This window comes from Methylobacterium tarhaniae (genome assembly GCF_001043955.1).
GTDB classification, from domain to species: domain Bacteria; phylum Pseudomonadota; class Alphaproteobacteria; order Rhizobiales; family Beijerinckiaceae; genus Methylobacterium; species Methylobacterium tarhaniae.
Genome location: NZ_LABZ01000133.1, coordinates 1 through 818, shown reverse-complemented (window position 1 = coordinate 818; position 818 = coordinate 1). Strand labels below are relative to the sequence as shown.

Below are 818 nucleotides of genomic sequence, written 5' to 3'. Positions count from 1 at the left end.
TCGACAAACTTGTGGCCGGAGCCGCCGTCCAGGACGTCGTCCTCGTCGCCGCCATAGAGCGAGTCGTTGCCCCCATCCCCTCGCAGCGTGTCGAGACCGCGGCCGCCTTCCAGCCTGTCGTTGCCGTCCAGTCCGTAGATGGCGTCGTTGCCGGAGCCGCCCATCAGCACGTTGTCGCCGGCGCTGCCGTACAAGATGTCGTTGAAGCCGGAACCAGCCGCGTTCTCGATCGAGGCCAGGGTGTCGGTGTATTGGCTGGTCCAGGCCCGCTGCGCGTTCAGGTCGATGCTGTAGCCAACGGCGGCACTCTCGAAGCTGACGAAGTCGTTGCCGTTGCCGCCATCGAGGAAGTTGCTGCCCGCGCCGCCGTGCAGGACATCGTCGCCCGCGCCGCCATAGAGAGCATCGTCGCCGTTGAGGCCGATCAGCACGTTGTTGCCGGTGCTGCCGTACATCGTGTCGTTGAAGCCGGAACCAACTGCGTTCTCGATCGAGGCCAGGGTGTCGGCGTATTGGCTGGTCCAGGCCCGCTGCGCGTTCAGGTCGATGCTGTAGGCGAGAGTGGCGCTCTCGAAGTTGGCAGTGTCGTTGCCGTTGCCGCCATCGAGGAAGTTGCTGCCCGCGCCACCGTGGAGGACGTCGTCCTCGTCGCCGCCATAGAGCGAGTCGTTGCCCCCATCCCCCCGCAGCGTGTCGAGGCCGTTGCCGCCGATCAGCCTGTCGTTGCCGTCCAGTCCGTAGATGGCGTCGTTGCCGGAGCCGCCCGTCAGCACGTTGTCGCCGGCGCTGCCGTACATCGTGTCGTTGAAGCCTGAACC

The 818-nt window shown here is 66.1% G+C and carries 1 protein-coding gene; it reads right to left on the bottom strand.

Translation table 11 applies throughout. From position 1 onward, the window contains the following. Positions 1-818 (bottom strand): calcium-binding protein (locus tag VQ03_RS19000; RefSeq protein WP_048452466.1); only part of this gene is annotated, 818 nt, incomplete at both ends.